At 65.9% G+C, this 3,704-nt stretch carries 2 protein-coding genes and 1 pseudogene; all 3 read right to left on the bottom strand.

Features of this window, described 5'->3' with window-relative positions; genetic code table 11:
• Window positions 1-410, bottom strand: a pseudogene (locus tag Q0925_RS11440) (hypothetical protein); the annotation flags it as partial.
• Window positions 411-559: 149 nt separating this feature from the next.
• Window positions 560-1,450 carry a hypothetical protein gene (locus Q0925_RS11435; RefSeq protein ID WP_299335615.1) on the bottom strand — a complete coding sequence of 297 codons (891 nt, stop codon included), beginning with the start codon at window positions 1,448-1,450 and terminating at the stop codon, window positions 560-562.
• Between the two features lie 116 nt (window positions 1,451-1,566).
• Window positions 1,567-3,621 carry a right-handed parallel beta-helix repeat-containing protein gene (locus Q0925_RS11430; RefSeq protein ID WP_299335613.1) on the bottom strand — a complete coding sequence of 685 codons (2,055 nt, stop codon included), beginning with the start codon at window positions 3,619-3,621 and terminating at the stop codon, window positions 1,567-1,569.
• Window positions 3,622-3,704: the final 83 nt, after the last annotated feature.

The following is a 3,704-nucleotide window of genomic DNA, read 5'->3' as shown; positions in this document are numbered from 1 at the left end:
ATCGTGATGCCGGAGAACCCGACCGTGCCGCCCGGACGGGCGACCGCGAGGTTCAGGTACGACAGCGCGACCGGGAACGCCAGCAGGAACGTCGCGAAGGCGACCCAGAAGCGCTTGCGGTGGCCCGAGAGCACGGACAGCAGGTACACTACCGGCACCACGAGCCCGTAGCCGAACAGGTTCGTCAGCAGGTGCCCCATCTCGAGGTGGACGAAGTTCGCCGCGAACGCCGTCCGGAGCGTCGGCTCGGCGTAGGAGAACACCAGCGCCTCGCGGGTCCCTGCGGGCAGCGCGAACACGCCGATCAGGAGGGCCGGCACGACGCTCAGCACGGCGACCTCCGCCGCGGTGACCGCCGACCGCAGACGCCCGATGAACGGCTCGCTGGGGTGCTCTTCGACCGGATTCACTAGACGAACCTTCGTGGCGTGCGTATAAAGCCGCTCGCACTACCTCGGCGGGCGAGCCGTGGCCGCACACGCCGAGCGCCTCCGCATCGGTCGGCGCGCCCGCGCCGTTACCCGCTCCGCACCGACGCGGACGTCGGCACGACGGCGCCTCACCACCGATACCGGTAGCCCGCGATGACGGCCAGCGTGGCGAGCACCGCCGCGACGACCGCACCGAGCGGCAGGAGGGCGACCCCGGCCACCTCGGGCAGCTCCGACGCGGTCGGCGCCGACTCCGCCGGGGTCGGTGATGCCGTCCCGCCACCACCCGTCGGCGTCCCGCCGGCCGTCTCGGCCGGGGTCGGAGTGGTCGTCGGCGTCGGCGTCGGCGTCCCGGTGGCCGCCGGCGTCGCGGTCCGGACATCGTTCGTCGTATCACCGCCGGCGTCGTCCGGGTCGCCGTTCTCCGGGGCATCGTCGCCGGGGTCGTCCGACTCCCCACCGTCGTCTGGGTCGCCGCCCTCCGGAGCGTCGTCGCCGGGGTCGTCCGGCGGCCCGGACTCGTCCTCGTCGACTGCCGGCTCCAGCGTCGCCAGCACCTCGATGCCGTCCAGCGTGATGCTGTCCACCTCCCGCGTGTCCACGCGCATGGCGACCGTGGCGGCGTCACCGGGCTGCAGCTCCGCCCCTTCGTCCTCGCCCTCTATCGTGCCCGCCCCGGGTTCGTAGAACTCGACGGCGTCGCTCCCGTCCGCGATCCAGACCGTCGCGTTGCTGTCGGCCTCCAGCACGTTCTCGACGGTGAACACCGGCCCGAGGTTCGTGACCGCGTCGCCGTTGACGCCCTCGGCGTTCAGCGCCGGGTTCCCGCCGGTCACGACGATGCGGATCTCGCCGGTCTCGTCGTCGATTTGGGCGTAGAGTCCCTCGCCCGCCGGTTCGAGTTCGAGGACGTCGGTCTCGTCGTGGGAGACGACGTCAGCGCCGCCCGTGCCGACGAGCAGCGTGGCTGCCGCCACCGCGACGATTCCGACCAGCGCGAGCGTCACGTTCCGTTCCACCACTTCGGACCTCCGTTACCGAGCGTCACCGCCCGGAGTACCTGCCTGTTCTCGGGTAAAGAACCCACCGGCGGAATCGAACCGCCGAAACGCCGACGTGGGTCGGACCGAACCGGTCACTCCGCCGGATCGGGATCGGACGGCGGCATCGGTCCCTGCCACTCTCGCCATCCGGCCGTTTCGGTCGACGAGGTCGAGTCAGACGTACCGTCCGTATTCCAGTTTGGTCCGGGCTCCGTCGACCATGGATCCGCGTCGACCGGCCCTTGCGTCCCGGCTATGTCGTTTGTCCCCCGACCGGGGCCGTCAGCGCTACCCCACCAGTTGCCAGTCGCGTTCACCGAGTCTGGGTTTTCATCCTCTGTCTCGTTCGCGACGCCGACACGGTTATTCACGATGTCATTACTGGTGGCGCTGACAGTCGCTGCGTCTGGTCCTGCGAGAAAGACTCCGTCGTCGTTGCTCGCGATTGTGTTCCTCATGATACTTACATTGGCCCCCGAGAAGTGGGCGACGCCAACGCCATCGTTCTCTTCAAACTCGTTCCCGGTTATCGTATTACCCTTGATATCGCCGTTCGTCTGGACGATTCCGATTCCGACCGCGCCGCCGCCGGACGCTCCGTCGAACGTCGTGTTTCGAATCGCAGGCTCCGCGTCACCGAACGCTTCGCCGCGTCCGGAGACAACCGCGCCGTAGAACGAGTAGTTCTCGACCGTAGAGTTCTCGACGACGACATTCGAAGCCGAGGGAACGAACAGCCCGTTCGTCACGCCGCTGATCGTCACATCGCGCACCGTAACATCAGGCTCGAACGCCGCGAGCCCGTACCCGAACACCTCGCCGGTCACCTCGAACCCCTCGAAAGTGATGCCGGGGTCGAGAATCTGGACCCATCCGTCGATCGTCGGCCGGCCGTTGATACCGATGATGCTGACATCGGCTCGTGGCGCCGAACTGGAATCGGTGCCAGCATCCTGTGACCCGATCTGGAGACCGTTTGCCCCGCTGAAACTGCTCTCGTCGTCGTACGTTCCGGGCACGACCTCGATCGTGGATTCGGGATCGGCGAACCCGAGAGCAGACTGTATGCTGTCGAAGATGACGTTCCGCGCCGGGGCGCCGCCAGGTTCGCTCTCGAAATTCCCGTCCTCCAGAAGTGCCCCTCGGTCGATCGTGTTGTTGCTGACGAAGTCGTTCAAATCGACCGTCGTGGTCTTGTCCTCAAGCAGGAATTCGGTATTGCTGATATCGTTGCCGGTGAACGTCACGTCTCCCGCGCTGCCGGCTTCGAGACCAACACCGACACCCACTGTCGGGCTCTCCGGGTCGGAGAGAACGCTGTCGACATCGTTGTTCTTGATCGTCACGCCGGTCGGGGTCTGATCGTTGTTCTCCGTGCCACGAACGACAATACCGAACGCGAAATTGGTTACCTCCTGCCCGACATTCTCGATAGTATTATTTTCGACGGTCGGGTTCTTGACATTCCCCTGTACGCTGATACCGGCGGCACCACCGGGGAAATCGGTTTCCGGTCCGCCCGTGTTCTGCAACCTTCGGACGACGTTGTTCCGGACGATGGCGTCTTTGATTGGGTCCGGGCTCTCATCCGGTTCGCCCCCGAAGAGATTGATGCCGTCGATACCAGTGAAACTACTTCCAGTGTTGCGGGCAAAGTCTTCGACGACGTTGTTCGCTATCACAACGCCGTCGGCACCGCCGTCGACACGGATCGCCTCGTCCGCTCCCTCGGTGTCACCAGGGTCGGGCGGCGACACGGTGAACCCGTCGAGCGTAACCCCGTCGGCGACGGCTTCGACCCGCCCGTCGACCACCGTCTCGTTCGGACCGGCCGCCCGCAGCGTCAGGCCGGATTCGTCGATACTGACGTTCTCCGAGTAGGTGCCGGGTTCGACGAAGACCGTGTCGCCCGACTCGGTTCCCTCGTCGTCAATCGCGCTCTGTATCGATTCGAAGATCCCGTCTTCGGAGGAATCACGGGTCTTCGAGACGATGATGTTACCGGCACCACCCGGGGAGGGACCACCCTCGGTGTCGGTGAGGTTCGCGAGCGCGTCGTTGATCCGCTCCTGTGCTTGCGGTGAGAAGTCCTCCAGTTCGACGTCGTCGTTCTTCGCGACGAAGTCGACGAGTTTGAGTCGCGTCATTCTGTTGCCTCCGCGGTGAAGGTGACCGTGTCGCTGATGACCTGCTGGCTCCCGTCCGGCGAGAAGTCGTCGACGATCACGCT

The sequence above is a fragment of the Haloplanus sp. genome (assembly GCF_028275055.1).
Classification (GTDB): Archaea; Halobacteriota; Halobacteria; order Halobacteriales; family Haloferacaceae; genus Haloplanus.
This window is presented reverse-complemented; position numbering and strand designations above follow the sequence as displayed.